The sequence below is a fragment of the bacterium genome, from assembly GCA_023145965.1.
Lineage (GTDB): Bacteria > UBP14 > UBA6098 > UBA6098 > UBA6098 > UBA6098.
The window spans coordinates 1-15,956 of record JAGLDC010000063.1 but is presented as its reverse complement, the minus strand read 5'-3'; the positions used below and the strand labels follow the sequence as shown (position 1 = coordinate 15,956).

The following is a 15,956-nucleotide window of genomic DNA, read 5'->3' as shown; positions in this document are numbered from 1 at the left end:
AGGTGGCCGAAGGCCGGATGAGGGCCGAAACCATCTGGCAACCCGACGCGGCAATCTCATTAGGTTCTCTGTCATTCCCGTTTTCACGGGAATGACATTATGGAAAACAAATGATATTTAAAAGATTGCCACGCGCCCTGCGGTCGCTCGCAATGACGGGGAAAACGGCAAACGCCGTAAGTTATTGTTCTATAACATGTGGCTGGAATTTGCGTCTTAAGGACTCCGACGGTAATTGACGAACCTGCAACGGTATGCGATAAAAAACTCCGACGGTAATTGAGGTCTGTAATACCATGGGGTAAATCTCTAATGGTAAATAACGCTTGTGATTCTAACAGTTTATCTAATTAAAACTACCCTTTTCGACCGCGACCCATTAATGGTTTTTATGTGATATATACCGGATGGTAGCTCGTTTCCACTGTTATCTGTAGCGTTCCAGGTTATTGATGAGTTGCTTTCGGTGGACAGATTTGCTACCATTTTACCATTGATGTCAAATATTCTGATAGGATTATCGGTTTCTATTATACAGGTGGAATTGAATGGATTTGGGTAAGCTTTCAAAGCGAAAGAAGATGGATTCCTTTCTATAATTCCTGTAAGCGAGTCTATGTCGGTGATGACCGATTTTTCGCTTTCGGTGAAGCGTGTTGCGGCAGTGACGAAATAGTATTTAAACACACTGTCGAATTCCACCACAGCGAAAGTATCTGAGAACTCACCGAGAGAAAAAGCACCGCTCGAATCGACGGAATCTGCTGTTGAATAAAGATGATACTCGAAGAAATCCCATGTTTCCCTTTTTCCCCAGGATACAAGCACGCTGTCGCCGTGGTAATATGCCTCGATGTTTGCAGGTGGTTTAGGGTGGTGCCAGCCCGTGCGAAGTGGGTCATGACGACCCATTATCCATGGGCGCGCATATTTTGTGCCTGAGAATGGGTATTTATAAAGGTGTAGATAACCATCGGAATCCAGGGCGCATATTTCTAGGTTGATATCGCTATCCATGTTGTCAATGGATGGAGTCGCCATTTTCCAGGGACTTCCGACCTCGATGGGAAAAGAATCTATTAAAGCACCTACGGCTGTGAATGCAGTGATTGTGCCAAGTGTATCATTTCCCAAAAAGAGGATATCGGGGCCGCCGTCATTATCGAAATCGCAAACCAAAGGGCTGGATTCGAGCGCACCTATTCCAAGACTCATACTCCAGGGATCGGGAGAGCTAGCATCGCCGTTAAGGACATAACCTTTACCATTATGAGATGTAGCTATTATTTCAGGAAGTCTATCACCATCCAGATCACCGCAGGCTAAAGAGCCATAAATCCAACTACCGTAGCCTCCTAGAAGTAGAGGCCAGCTATCAATTTCGCCAGCTTCGATATTCCATGCTCCAATGTAACCTCGGTTCGTGCCGGTGAATGAATGGTAACCGCAACATATCTCGAGCGTGTCATTGTTATCTAAATCGACAAGAACCGGAGAGCTGTAACTAAAGGCAGATGTATCTCCTAATTCGATGGGGAAAAGCGGTAGGATAGTTCCATCGGCCTCATAGGCATAGAGTTTATTATAGCCAACAACAATGATTTCCGCTGAGCCGTTGCCATCGAGGTCGCCTATGGCTGGTGATGCTGCTGGTCCAAACTCGGATTCAACAGAAACAGGGAATCCGGATATGTTTGCACCATCTGAACCGAGAACGTGAAGAGATTCATCGACATGGGCTACTATTTCGCAGAACCCATCGTTATCGAAATCCCAAAGAGCAATCCCTGCAGGGCCGGGAGAAGACCCAAGGTCTACAGGAAAGGGGGAGACTTCTGTTCCGTTACGCTCAATAACGTGGACAGAACCTTCATCGGTAATGAACACAAACTGAAACCACGTGCCAGTGACAGGTCCGATAGCGATGTGCGTCAAGACATTGCCGGATAAGGCCACTGGAAATCCAGAGAAATAAGTCCCGTTTATAGAGAACACCCTAAGGGAGTCATCGGGGCCGGCGATGGCTACTTCTTTTATATCGTCGCAATCCAAATCGATTAGAAGCGGAGAACCAGAAAATGTAGCATCTGGCGCGGGAAGTATTTTTGGCCACCCGGGAGCTTCATCGAGCGCAAATATAATAAGTGGAAAAAGAACGATTAATACTATACCATATTTCATTTTACCTCCAGATTATGTAAAATAATAAACCTTATATTCAATAAATCAATATCATTCTACTCAACAAGAATGCAAGAAACATTAAGTTTATTATCAAATTACCGGTTCTTAATTTTTGTTGTGAGATTAAGAATGTGAAATTCTATGTTATTACTTGCGATGGAGGAGTGGGAGAAGTAAAGGACTGATTAGCTCAGTTTAATATGATACCAAATTCCAGCGAGATTATTTTTTTATTCGAAGTTTAAAAAGCAGATTATTTTTAGTGATTTTTAAAAAATCATGTTTATAATTCTTTAGATAAGGTAAAATAACTTATCTAATTTTGGCTGGGGAGCCCTGTAAGTCTTGAAACGACCGGTTTGTTGGATAAATGGTCAGAATCGAATAGAAAGAGCTATTTATATAACTCGGTTGTATAAAATAAGTTTCGGCATTATTCGCCAAGGAACTAAACTAGTAGTGACTCAACCGGAAGGAAAAAGTATATGCCTCAGCCGAGAAATGACCTTCGGTTTTCTTATATCCTAATACTGCTTTTATTTTTTTGTTTCAACACAATTGCCCAGACTACAATTCTTTCCGATGTTATCAATGCCGCTGGCAACGAAAATTTTAGTGTGACTTCGGCAAGGTATAGCTTAACTTCTTCTATAGGTCAACCGACCCCGATTTCCAAAAATCCACTTGTTGGCACAACCTATTCGCTTTATCCCGGTTACCGAAAGATCGATCGAGATTATTGGTATCCGTTTAGTTGGTTCAATATAGCTGTTCATTATGCGTCGGATACATCCTTTGTATTAACTTGGACTGGCATGGATTCGACTTCGCACGATGGTGAGGGTTGGGGTATTTGGAACTATGATATTCAGTATAAGGTTGGGAGTGGGGGATCCTGGACAGATTGGATGATGGCAACAACCTTAAGCACTGCTGATTTTGGACCGTCAGTTCCAGTCGATGTTGTCGAAGGACAGGCCTATTATTTCCGACTCCGCGCCCGTGATAGAGTTAGAAATGTCTCTCCTTGGACCGAACAGGATTCTATGATAGTGAATTATGCTGTTCAATTCTGTATTCATACACCTTCACCGGGATTGCTCACTGACGAATATAACTTCGCAACTATCGAATATTATCCTTCTGAAGGGGTGCCGATTGAAGTAGAGATATGGGAAGGCGAATGTGTCGAGATTTGGTGTGTTCCGGGTGAGGAAGTTGATATATCGAGGATCACGTCTGATTCCGATGCAGAGGAGCGCTGGGCTGTCCCCGATCTCGATGACACTGCTTTTGTAATTACTGGTGTGCCGGACGAATATGAAATTGAATTTTGGCATCAACTGAAACCTATCATTCATCTTTTTGGAACAGATATTTCACACACTGTTTCTACGATTCAGCACGAGCATTTCGGTTCTCCGCACCTTGAATCGGATCAGTATGATACTTGGAGCCAGTGGGCGGATTATTCATCGACAATAGAATTTTCCGAATGGACAACAGGTTCCCCAGCTCGTAGAGCTGAGGTCGATGATTCAGTTCGTTTTCATGATATAGAATCTTTCTTTATCGATTCTATAAATTACTCAGCCTCAGGTTATTTAGTTGCTATCGAAACGAATTTTGGGGACTCTGTCTATGTCGATGGAACGAGATACGAAAGCCCGTATTACACAAACTGGTTCGATGGTTCTACTCACCAGATAGCGGTTAATAGGCAAGTCGATATATCTGAGTGCGAAAAATATATTTTCCAGAGATGGTCTGATGGTTCAACGGACACATTCCGAACCATTACTGTTTACTCAGATTCTACCTTTACAGCAATATTCGAGCACCAGTTCAGGGTTCAGATAAGCAACCCGACAGGTATCGGTGATCCTATCCCAGATGTGGGTTATTATTGGTATGTCGAGGGAGATACTGCCATAGGCTTAATTGATACATATGGCATATTCTCGCATATGCTTGTTGGTTATCTCGGAACCGGTTCTGCTCTATCGGGGGGTGGGGACGAATTTTGGTTCGAAGTATATGATTGTTCGAGCATCGAATGGGTCTGGGTTCCAACCAGCGACGATCTTTGCACTTTAAGGGTATATAGTAGATACGGTCACCCACATCCAATAGGGATTTATGTTGTCCCAAGGGGAACTTCTGTTTGGTGTAGCGTCGAGGACAGCACCTTCGAGGAAGGCGAATGGCATTATTGCACCGGTTTTTTGGGCGATGGATCGGTTGCGCCGATATCCGGTTCAGAGAATGTTGTGAACTTTGTTATGGATGATAACGGTTGGCTTGTTTGGCAATGGGACGGCACTTTGGAATTGTCTTTAGTTATTTCGAGTTCACCTTCGGTTCATGGGCCGCCTGTACCCTTTATTGGAACCCACTGGTATCCGGTCGATTCTGACATAGAGGCCTATGTCGCAAATAATCCGGATAGTGGTTGGTGGTGCACCGGGTATACAGCCTTTGGCGCAATACCCTCAACAAGTGCCGACAGCGTTCATTTCACGCTTAACGCACCGACGGAAATCGATTGGCATTGGATTTATTATCCTTCTGGTCCAGTGGATACGGTATGGATATTTAGTCGTTTTGGGGAACCGCTTCCAACCCGAGGCAGACATATGTATCCTCACGGAACCGATATAATCGCGTATGTTACACCCACCGATGGTTCACATTGGTGTAGTGGTTGGTCGGGCACTGGTAGCACCCCGCTTTCCGGGGCTGGAACTACTGTGGGTTTCACACTTAATATGTTCAGCACGCTCACGTGGAATTGGGATGGGGAAGACCTTATTCCTTTTGTTGTTATAAATCCCGGTGGTCACGATTCTCCTAATCCACCAGAGGGTGTTCATTGGTATGAACCTCTTTCATGTTTTACTGCTTATGTTACAAGTCCAGCATTTGGATGGTATTGTGTAGGATATAACGGTTTCGGAAGCGTTCCTATGTTTGGTTATTCTGGGTATTGTGATATTACCTTAACCATGGCTTCAGGAATAGAATGGCTTTGGTCAAATGATGTCGTGACTCTTAGGGTTTCGGCGCCATCATACTCGTCACCAATACCTCCAATAGGCACTACATATCACCCGGTTGGAAGACATATTGTTGCATCTAATATCGATACATTATGGATTCATCCGGCCTTCAGGCATTCATGTAGGGGTTGGACTGGCGATGGAATTGTTGTTCCCGATTCGGGCATTGGCAACCTCGTTGAATTTGATATGACTCATTCTGGTAGCATTTCTTGGATTTATGATGATCAATACTATATCGAGTTGGCTCATACAGGGCTTCCCGATAGCGTAAATCCAATTAACTTAGGTGTAGAGGGTTGGTATAATTCTGGTGATTCTGCTGTTTTAGTTACAGATTCTGTTGTTATGGATGAAGAAGACCCGTATGTATTCGTTCAATGGCACGATTCTGGGTATGGTGCTTTAATAGATGATATTAATTCAGATTCTACTTTTATCTTAATAGACAGCTCTTACAATCTGGTTGCCGAGTTCCGTGAAGCTGTTTGGGTTGAGATTATTAAATCTCCTATTGGTGATTCTCTTGGTTGGATCAGGGTTGACGACGATACAACTTATGGTGAATCTTATGCTGGGTATCTTGTGCGAGGCTTTGAATATACTATTCAGGTTTCAATCCTAGATTTTAATTACGAAGTTATGTTCGATTTCCTCAGATGGCGGGTAGATTCATCTATTTCCGAAACGAGAGTGTTCATACCCGAATCTGATACTACGTTATATGTAGATTACAACAAAAGATGGCATGTTATTATCGAAAAACATCCTCAAGAAAACCATATTGGGAGACTTGTCGTCGATACAGATACCTATACTGGTGTCGATGTTGTTCGTCAGGAATTCTGGTGGGATGAGGGTAGCACACATAGAGTTGAGCATACCCTTTCAGATTCAACTGCTTTCTTGAAATATGAATTTTTTAGATGGAATGATGGTGTTACAACGCCAACAAGGCTCTGTGGTCCTATAGTTGGTTTCGATTCACTCGCAGCTATTTACACAAAGAAATCTTTATGTAGGGTTGAAAAGGTTCCTCGCGAAACTCATGGAGCAATTAAAGTAGATGGAGAGTTGTATCCTGGAGTCGCCATAGTCGATTTTTGGCATGAATGGGGAACTTCGCTTCTCCTTGAAGTAAGTAACTATGACGTCTTCTCTGATTCGGTATATATCTTCGATTATTGGGGTATTCCGGGTTTCCCGACCGATACAAGTCTAACAGTTCCAGAGGTGACTATCCCAGATACCTTCTTTGCTCACTATATCCCAACAAGGATTCAAATTAATCTGGAGATAGCTCAAAGGGGTATATTCCCGAATGACAGTGTATATTGGGTTATTCCTGGAACATTGGATTGGGCAGAAGAGAAGGCCATGTTGAATACAGATTCAATTAAAATTTATAGCTATTCAAATGTTCCCATTGAGCTTGGGCTTGAGGTTCAGAATATTCTGGATATCACTGCTGGGTGGGTTGAAGACCCTGACTGGAGACCGGCATATAATCCGGGGAGTAATAAATTCTCATTGTATGCGCAGTTTACTGATTTATCTACACCTCCTGTATCCTGGACGAGAATACACGATTATATTAAAGATTCTCCGGTGTGGGCTACGTCAGTGATCTTTGGCCCTGGAGGGTATTTCTTGCCTCCTGAAGGTGAACCGGGAAGTACTACAATGCTTTGGTTTGATTTCGTTGCGCCGATTTCATGTGAAAATCCAAATCATCAACGATGTATTGAAGTATTATTATTAGCGCAGATTTATTTGCCATAAAATTAAAATTAATGAAGTTGATAATGTATCCCATAAACTTGCGGAGTTAATATGAAAAGAACATTCTTTATTATTCTATGCATCGTTTTACTGATTTTTCCAGTTTTAGCGGCTATTCCTCGAATAATCAACTATCAGGGTAAGCTCGCCGATGTTTCGGGGATAGGTATTACCGACACACTGGATATAGCGTTTGCGCTATACCCATCGTCTATTGGTGGTAGTCACCTTTGGACAGAAACTCAAAGAGCTGTTCAGATTCTCAAAGGGCTTTTTGATGTTCATCTTGGTTCAGTAACTGCATTCCCCGATTCTTTGCAATTCGATGAGCAATACTTTTTACAGGTTACAGTCGATGGAGATGTTATGACGCCCAGGGTAGCTCTTTACTCGGTGCCTTATGCTATCTCGGCGGGTTCTGCAATTGGCACGGAATATATCGATAGCATCCATTATATCGATTCTATAGCTTACATCGATCATATCACGTATGTCGATTCAATCGGTTATATCGATTCGGTGGGTCATACTCTATTTGCCGATAGTGCTGGCGCTGTAGCATGGACAGATATTATTGGTATTCCGGCTGGTGAGGGATTATCTGTTGTAGCAGGAGATACGCTTAATGTCAATGTTCGCGATGGTATAGAAATAGTTACCGATACGCTTCAGATCAAAAACGGTGGTGTTAGCTGGGCCAAGATTAACGAGGAGGTCAAAGACAGTATCCGCCTTGGGAGCGTTGGAGGCGTTAGTAGTTTAAATACATTAACTGGCGATCTGGATATTGTCGGTGAAGGTGGAATTACTGTGGAGGCAGTGGGGTCGAATATTGTGGTGGAACTCACGCTCGCGCCAGGAGATTGTCCACTTCTTGTCGATCTTACCGATGGAACAGGGAATAACCAGTTTATTCCGGTCAATCTTCAGACCTTCACGCCTTCGATAGGACAATTTCTTATTCTATCGGATGAGGTCGGTTGCACAGGTGGTAGGATGTATGGTGCAATATTAATATCGACATCGATTTCTGGTTCTATTTCCGATATAGATATTTGGTTCGACAATGTTATTATTAGCGATCTTTCCGCCGGTTCGATTTTCCCTGCCGGTGATCCCATAATATCTAGTGCAACACTCACAATAAATCCAGATAGCACAGTCGAACTCGAGTTTCCTCATGGCTTTGTATATGCTGGCAATAATATACTCGTCACAATGCGTAAAAATTCAACAGCGGGTATATTCTCGGCTTGGGTCGGAAAAACGACAACCTCTGTAAATGCTCGGTATAATCCATCTGATGCTACTTTTCCGATGACGTCAACAGCGGATTTTCGTCCCAATATTATGCTTAATTTTCTTGCTCCGGAGATACCCGATATTGTAAATGATGTTAACGGTATCACCGGTTCGGTGAACATAATAGGTGGCCATGATATAAGCGTTACCGAGGATATTTTTGATTTAACTATCGATTATACAGGTGATCTTGCTTCGGATAACGATTGGACTTTCATTTCTTCTGACGGTGGTGATACAACAATGATAGCAGGTGGACCATGGGGTTTATCTAGGTTTGGTAATACTCTTTATGGTAATGCTGATTCGACGCATGTTAATTTAGGTGTTAATTCCGTTACAGGGACTTCCGGTTCAAATTATAAATATTGCACTATCGGTGGTGGAATTAATAATAGCGCCGATAATCTTTGGACTACTGTATCTGGCGGCTCGGAGAACGATGCGCATGGTCCGGGTGCTGTGGTTTCTGGGGGGTTTCTCAATACCGCCGGCGATTCGGCTTCAGTTGTTAGTGGTGGAAGCTGGAATGAGGCAGGTGGCAAATATTCAGTTGTGGGAGGAGGCAATGATAATAACGCTTCCGGTCTTTGGGCGACAATCGCTGGGGGTTACAGTAACTCCGCAAGTGATCAGAATGCGTTTATTGGGGGTGGTTTCCAAAATGCTGCTAGTGGTTCATGGTCCACAATCTCTGGCGGAGATAGAAACCAAGCGCTATACGATTATGCCACAGTGGGTGGCGGAAGGCAGAATACTGTCGCCGGCGAAAGAGCTGTCATTCCAGGAGGGAATTTCCTTAAAATAGGGTCTCGAAGTTTTGGTTTTAGAGGTGGTATCGGTGGTAATCCAACGAGTATAACCGATGTATCAGGTTCTGTAGAGACCTTTCATATTGTCGATGCGCATTTTCACTTTAATTATAACAACGCTGCATCGAATTTCCGTGTCGATGGCACGACAGATAATATGATTTTTATGAATGCGACAACAAACCGTATCGGTTTCAACACTAATTCGATGTCGAGGATGCTCGATATAAACGGCACCGTGGGGATTAGCGACACATTGGATATGCGTCAGAATCAGACGATTAATATGGTTCTCGAAAATAGAACCGATAATCCTCCCAGTCCAGTTGTTGGTCAGATTTGGATGAGAATAGACCTTTAAATAATAGAAAAACTGAAGAAGTATTTTAAAATATCATCATTGGCGATTATTGTTTTAATCGCTATTTCAGGGAATGCACAGCAAGCCTTCCGCCTCGATGGGATGAAGCTCAATCAAAGTGGCGTCGCCCGGATATTCGAAATGATGTCGCCTTATGAGTTCACTGCCGATCTGCAATGCAGACTTGACACTGCTGCTGTAGATATAGTCTTCTGCATGGATTCTAGTAGATCTATGGACCCCTATATCGACGATCTTCACGATGAAATGAGTTATTTCATAACTGAGCTGGAATCTAGAGGCTACGATTATCGGCTTGGGGGAGTCCCATTCGATGATTCCACTAATGTATGGGATTTCGATCCATATACACCGGGCAATCAGATGACGGCGGATGATTCGGTTTTCATTGCTCAACTGGATGTTACCGGGGGGAGTTTGGTTTCCAGCGACCTAAATGAGGTTTCTCTCGATGCAATCTGTGATGCTGTTCGTCTTTACGAATGGCGCGAGGATGCCTTGAGGATAATCATTATGTTCACGAATGAAGGCTACCATTATCTCGGTGATGGTTCGAGCTGGTCTGATGAAACGGTCGATGGAACACGCTCGCTCGTTTTTAGCACTGGAACGGTGGTTTTTATTGCTGCATCGAGCCGACCTTGGCCATCGACGCCGATTCACACTACTCATTTAACAAACTATCAGAATCTTGCAAGGGATTCGGGAGGTAATTGGTATAACCTCTCAACCACATGGGATGTGATATTTGACGATGTTGTAGCACTTATTGGAACATTTATGTCTGTTTCTGCAGATGTAACCAACGTTACAGGTGGAGCTTGCACGATCTCTACAGAAATATTTCCGCTCGAAAGCTCTTGTATTATGTTGCTTTCCACTAATCCGGTTGTTAGTTCATCTCCGGTGCCTTCGAGTGATTCCTATCATGTCTTCTGGAAGGTTATTCTTGATTCTGCCTGTGTCGGCACAGATGAATGTTTCTATATTCAGATGTCTGGCTCTGGTTTCGTCGATTCGGCCTATGGCTGTATAGTCGATGATTCATGTTTCGGGCACACCGACTTATCGGCTTCCCCATCGTCTTCTTTTATTACTCCAGGTTGCACGGATATTTACCCTAATCCCATTACAATTACAGTTGTAGTTACTAATGAAGGAACACGACCAGCGACTTCGGTGGCTATCCAATTTAACCCTATCGATTCAGGTTTGACTTATATTGGTGGCGATCCAAATCCAAGTTCGGTTTCCGAAATTCTGTATGATGGAGGTTTTACTGAGGTTAATTGGCAGGTGAGTATCGATCCGAGTGTGTATGGACGTGTGCGCAGCTATGAGGTAGTTGTTTATCACGATGAAGGAGATGTTGTCCGAGATACTGTTCACATATCGATTCCATCTTTGTTAGAGGATCCGATATTAGCGGTGTATGCTGATGATCCAATTATTTGCTATGGTGCATCAACTATGCTCCATAGTTCGATCACTCCAGTTGGTTCCTGGAGTTATTCTTGGTCTCCCACTACCGGTCTATCTGATCCTTCGGCGGCAAATCCAATAGCTACGCCTTCGAGGCGAACCACATATATACTCACCGTGAATGATAGTATTGACTGCTCGGCATATGACTCGGTTTTTGTGAATATTGCACCGGTTATTTATCCTAATGCTGGAGAAGATACGACAATTTTCTCTGGTGAATCGGTTATTTTAGGAGGCTCTCCTACAGCAACCGGTGGGTATGGATTATTAGACTATTCATGGTCACCGACCACCTGGCTATCAGATCCGTTTGTTCCAAATCCTGTAGCTGAACCCCCGGAATCTGTGACATATGTTCTCACTGTCACTGATTCAGTAGGTTGCTTTATGTTAGATTCAGTTAGAGTGAATATTGTTTCTTCAGCTATGGCCATTATTTTTGTAAAAACTGATATGGAAATTTTACATCTTAGGGTGATCGATACACTATCGGCAATATCTGCTGGAAATGGTGTAATTATGGTTGCGCTTCCAGATGGTACGATTGGCGCTGCGGATCTTGTAGATACCACTGAAACTCATGCTTCTCCGGTCAATGTAAGAACTATATATGGTATAAGATCTTGGCGCAAAGCTTGGTATTAAGGTATAATTTTCTTCGATATTTTTTTTTGGGAGATATCAAAGGAATCGGTGTAATAATTATTTTATTGAATTGCATAATATAAATCGGTATTGTTTCAAAATACCGTTTTTCTAAGTTATAGTGAAAAGGAGAATCAAATGAGGTCAATTTCAATCGGACTAATTCTAGTTGTAATGTGCATTTCAGTGGTGGCAATAGATACCTCGCCATATTTCCCTCTAGAGATCGAATATGAATGGGTATATCAGGATTCCTCTGGCGAGGGCTACGATACTGTTACAACTGTAATTACAGGCACGACTATTCTTCATGGATATGATAGCTATCTTTTTGTTACCGCCGATGTAGATACTCCGGATACTCAATATTATCAGGTGCGCGAAGATGGTTTATACAATATGTTTAACATGTACATAGAAATGGCCGATATTTCTATAGAGAACTACCCGGTTTTGTTCCTTAAAAATCCCGTAGATGTCGGCGATGTATGGCCAGCGCTTACAATAGATACTAGCCTCATAGTTATGGGTTTTCCTGTGACAGTTCAGATAGATGTCGATGCTGAAATAGAGGCTTATGTGGATGTCGATGTTCCCGGTGGAAGTTTCAGAGATTGTCTTAAAATAGTATCTATAGCGACTTGGAAAATAGATGCTGGTGTTATGTTCTCCGATTCAGGTGTAGATATATATTCAGAAAATTACTTCGCGGAGAATGTCGGTCTAGTAAAACGAATTGAATACGACATTGTCGGTGTCATTATGGGTGGAAGTTCTGATGTTACAAGCTCAGAGCTTCTAAGTTATGATTTCACTAATATTGACGAGCAGGTTGAACTACCGGTAATAAACAAGATTTTAACCCACCCAAATCCGTTTAACTCGGAAGTGCAGATTCAGCTCAATGGTTCTGGCTTTGAAAGTCTGAGTATATATGATCTAAACGGCCGCCTTATCGAGATGATTCCGATTTCTGAAGGAGTGAAAAGCATTCGCTGGACACCAGCCCAGGGAATCGAATCGGGAATCTACTTTGTCAAGGCCTTTACGCCTTCGAAAGAACTCACAACTCGCATTATATACTTGAAATAATCGCGCAGAAAGTATTGGGGCCGACTTGAAAAAAAGAATCATTTTAGCGGTTTTCGTTGTTCTCGCAGTATCGACCCTTTTTGCAAGAACGGGTGTTATTACATGGGATCATATAAACCTCAGAGAAGGCCCCGGAACGAGGTTTAAACGCCTCAGGAATTTCGAAGAAGGGAAGTATTTCGAGATACTAGGCCAAAAGGGAAATTGGATAGAGGTCAATGCCAATGGAATGCGTGGTTATCTTTATAAAGACGGCATAAAAGAGGTTAAAACACTCGGTAAGTATAAAGTAATGATGGGTGGTGTGCTTTTCATGTGGGGGCCGAGTGAAAAATATGATACCCTTGCTATACGCGAAAGCGGTATCGAAGTCGAAGTTGTGTGGGCTCAGGGGAATTATCTATTTGGGCAGTTCAATGGTTCCGGTGTTTGGTTTGATAGCATGCAAGTGATAGAAGTGGTTAAACCTGTCGAGGAAGAATCAGATATTGAAACAGCAACTATCGAGGATATACCTGAACCTCCTGAGTTTGAGCCGATTCCCGAACCGGTGGTCCAAGCTAAAGAGGAAGCTGTTGTTGAACCGATCGAGGTTAAGATTAATTTAGAAGATGAAACCAAAAAAGAATCTCGATGGTTCTTTGGAGTTGCCCTCACTGGTAGAGAATTCTGGATTTACTCCAAAGCCGTGGATTCCAGTAAAGATATTGATCTAATAACTATCGAAATAGGAAAGGACTACCGCCAAACGATGCTCGGTATCGATGGCCGGTTCCAGCTTGAATATAGCTTAACTAAAAAGGATAACCTTAGAGCGCTTTTTGCCCCGGGATTTGGTTGGACACCCAAGGACTATTCGATCAATGTAGATGGTAACGAGTTTAAGCTCCATGAAACATATCTTCAAGGGCGCGCGCAACTCGGCCTTGCTTATAAAATAATGCCCGAACTGACTTTAGCTGCTGGGGGAGGGGCTACAATAGTAGGTCATAAGATGGAGTTTGCCCACCCCGATAGCGAAAAAGACGAGATTCTTCATGATGAATGGTATATTGTCCCTACAGGTTTTATTGAGGCTCGATATGGTTCCCGGATTGTAAAAACTGTCCTAGGTTTTGGTTATACTCATTGGGTTTCACAGAATACACGCTTTTTTGTTATAGATGATGGAACCACAGTTCCGGTTGGAGATGAAATAAATAGGAATTCTTATGAGGTGTTTTTCGGTGTATTATTATCTAAATAGAGTTTGTTTATTTTTACTGGCAGCCCTTTTATTGATCATCTCTTGCGGTTGGGAGGATCAGAGTCCTGTTTCACCATACCCAGAAATTAAAATTTCTGTTTATTTTCATGAAGATAGAGATGTAATTCAGGCTGATTATTGCCAAATATTGCTTAGAAGCGAGCTTGCGTCGGATAGTATCTCAGCTAAAATTAGCGATTACGCGATCATTATATCACCAGATTCAAATTACTATTTCTATTCACCTGAACAAGGTGATATTGAAAATCTTAGCTTGAAATTAAGCATCGAGGCTTTAATTAAACTCCTGCGTTCGGCCGGTTATTTCGATGCTATCCCGAAAAGACCCTCTGTTTTTGCTGAAAACTCGGTGGGGATTGATGTGTCTGGAGATCAAATCGCATCGGATCTTCTTTTCACAAATATACTCAATAGATTTGTAGCCATATCTTCAAATGGCGAACAGCGCATACTGCCATCGAATACGGGCATGTCTATTAGCCTTACTCCTTTTTTAAATACCGAGTATGGTTCCGTGATTCAATCAGGCGGCAATTCTATCTCGATGCCCTGTCGGGTTTTTCCGCCTCTAGATACGGCGTTTTTGTATAACGGTAATTCTCTGATTATGCTCATCGAGCCTCTTTCTGGAATTTATGTATCTGATTTCGAAGAGCTATTTTCAGAGGGTGTCGCTTCCAATCCTGGACTGTATTCCAAACTCGCGGTATCTGATCAACTTAATATTTTTATGTTAACTCTGAGGACTATGTCCAGTGATTCGATATTCTCAGCCAATTTCAGTCAACTCACAAATTCTCTCACCGGAATATTATCGCCTTTATCGACAGAATTCGAAAGCACGCTTACAAGCACAAGCGTAGATAATATAACTCAATTATCATCGAGTTTTCGTAGGGGGATATCCACTGGATTGTTCGAACCCCTTTTCGATAACGAAGATTCTCTCTCGACCGAAATTGTCGGCATAGCAAAGGCACTTAAATTTATTGCTGATAGCGTTGATTCACTAAATGGAGTTTATGAAACCTATATTAGACCTCCTTTTATGAGATGGGCTGGCAGAATTCCTATAGTAACGATTGAAGATCCAACCGATGGAGCTATGTTTGCTCGATCCGAAGATATATCTTTTCTTGGAAACGCTATAGACCCTATCGATGGTGCTATATTTGGAGACCAGCTATCATGGTGGTCCTCAGTCGATGGTTTCCTAGGTTATGGGTCAAGTTTTAATGCTAATCTCTCCTCGGGTGACCATGAAATAGTGCTAGTAGCTACTAACAGCGACAGTATTTGGGGCGCGGATACGATCACGATGAATGTCGATTACGGCGAACCGCCAACAGTTATGATTATTACTCCCGAAGATAGTTCTGAATTAATGGATACTCAGCCTATTTCGTTTTCTGGCTATGCAACAGATCTCGAAGATGGCGATCTCTCCGGAGAATCACTTTCATGGAATTCCTCTATCAATGGATTCCTTGGTTTTGGTTCCCTTGTTGATGGGTTACTATCTATTGGCACTCATCTAATTACTTTAACAGCAACTGATAGCGATGGTCTAACCGCCTCGGATTCTATTATAATATTTATTGCTGAAAACACTCCTCCTACAGTATGGATCATAATGCCTCAAGATGACGATACGCTTTCTATGATCATACCTTCTATGTTTATTGGAGGTGCAACCGACACTGAAGATGGTTTTGTGGCAGCCGAGAACCTTGTATGGACATCTCACAGAGATGGAATTATCGGCACTGGCTTTTTCTTTACAGCTAATCTCTCGTCCATGGGGAGGCACAAGATTATTCTTACAGCTACGGATTCCGGAGGATTATCTGCTGCGGATACAGTCGAGGTAAGGGTTCGACCGTTTTAATAGTTGGTGATTTTCCACCTTTTAGATTATTCGGGTGTGTTGCAATAAATGGGTCTCG

At 42.6% G+C, this 15,956-nt stretch carries 7 protein-coding genes; 6 read left to right on the top strand and 1 reads right to left on the bottom strand.

The window, feature by feature from the left end; translation table 11 throughout:
- Window positions 1-342 precede the first annotated feature (342 nt).
- A complete protein-coding gene (locus tag KAH81_06440; GenBank protein ID MCK5833293.1) occupies window positions 343-2,181 on the bottom strand; it encodes a T9SS type A sorting domain-containing protein in 1,839 nt (612 codons plus the stop codon).
- 488 nt (window positions 2,182-2,669) lie between these two features.
- On the opposite strand from KAH81_06440, the gene KAH81_06435 reads away from it, so the two are divergent.
- The 6 genes from KAH81_06435 to KAH81_06410 all read left to right on the top strand — a co-directional run bounded on the left by KAH81_06435 (window position 2,670) and on the right by KAH81_06410 (window position 15,898).
- On the top strand, window positions 2,670-7,025 hold the full coding sequence (locus tag KAH81_06435) for a fibronectin type III domain-containing protein (GenBank protein MCK5833292.1): 4,356 nt from the start codon (window positions 2,670-2,672) through the stop codon (window positions 7,023-7,025).
- Window positions 7,026-7,076: 51 nt separating this feature from the next.
- Window positions 7,077-9,500, top strand: a complete 2,424-nt coding sequence (locus KAH81_06430) for a hypothetical protein (protein ID MCK5833291.1) — start codon at window positions 7,077-7,079, stop codon at window positions 9,498-9,500.
- A 39-nt stretch (window positions 9,501-9,539) separates the two neighbouring features.
- Window positions 9,540-11,651 carry a hypothetical protein gene (locus tag KAH81_06425; protein MCK5833290.1) on the top strand — a complete coding sequence of 704 codons (2,112 nt, stop codon included), beginning with the start codon at window positions 9,540-9,542 and terminating at the stop codon, window positions 11,649-11,651.
- Window positions 11,652-11,789: 138 nt separating this feature from the next.
- The gene (locus KAH81_06420) at window positions 11,790-12,743 is read left to right on the top strand and encodes a T9SS type A sorting domain-containing protein (protein ID MCK5833289.1); all 954 of its coding nucleotides are present in this window, start codon (window positions 11,790-11,792) and stop codon (window positions 12,741-12,743) included.
- 25 nt (window positions 12,744-12,768) lie between these two features.
- Entirely contained in the window at window positions 12,769-13,989 is a 1,221-nt protein-coding gene (locus KAH81_06415; GenBank protein MCK5833288.1) for an SH3 domain-containing protein, read from the top strand.
- Window positions 13,955-15,898: a hypothetical protein gene (locus tag KAH81_06410; protein ID MCK5833287.1), complete on the top strand. Its 1,944-nt coding sequence runs from the start codon at window positions 13,955-13,957 to the stop codon at window positions 15,896-15,898. The genes KAH81_06415 and KAH81_06410 overlap by 35 nt, the downstream gene beginning before the upstream one ends.
- Window positions 15,899-15,956 lie beyond the last annotated feature (58 nt).

Excerpts from the sequence above, each read along its gene's own strand:
- KAH81_06440 (MCK5833293.1), bottom strand. The coding sequence starts at position 2,181 with ATGAAATATGGTATAGTATTAATCGTTCTTTTTCCACTTATTATATTT.
- KAH81_06435 (MCK5833292.1), top strand. The coding sequence starts at position 2,670 with ATGCCTCAGCCGAGAAATGACCTTCGGTTTTCTTATATCCTAATACTG.
- KAH81_06430 (MCK5833291.1), top strand. The coding sequence starts at position 7,077 with ATGAAAAGAACATTCTTTATTATTCTATGCATCGTTTTACTGATTTTT.
- KAH81_06420 (MCK5833289.1), top strand. The coding sequence starts at position 11,790 with ATGAGGTCAATTTCAATCGGACTAATTCTAGTTGTAATGTGCATTTCA.
- KAH81_06410 (MCK5833287.1), top strand. The coding sequence starts at position 13,955 with ATGAGGTGTTTTTCGGTGTATTATTATCTAAATAGAGTTTGTTTATTT.